The organism is Bradyrhizobium sp. Kon69 (genome assembly GCF_055807515.1).
Genome location: NZ_JBVVOS010000375.1, coordinates 1 through 266, shown reverse-complemented (window position 1 = coordinate 266; position 266 = coordinate 1). Strand labels below are relative to the sequence as shown.

At 67.3% G+C, this 266-nt stretch carries 1 protein-coding gene; it reads right to left on the bottom strand.

What is annotated here, in order from left to right:
- A partial coding sequence (locus AC0L3U_RS39505; protein ID WP_473365135.1) for a hypothetical protein occupies positions 1-266 on the bottom strand: 266 nt, incomplete at both ends.

The following is a 266-nucleotide window of genomic DNA, read 5'->3' as shown; positions in this document are numbered from 1 at the left end:
CCCGCTGGGCGCCAGCACTACCTGATACAGGCTCTGTGCCTGCTTCGTGTCGCACACGTGCACGGTGCCGGCACGAAATCCCCCGCCGGCAAACACCGGCTCTCCCAGACCGCAGAAACGAATCTGGCCAGGCGCGGTCGCAGGCGCTGTTGCGGTGTAAGCCTGGGCGGCCTCCTTGCAGTCGGACACCACCGTCCAGTCAGGTTTGCCAGCACCGTGGCCGGCGTGGGCGGTCACCAGTGTCAGGGCTTTCGCGCCTGCCGATA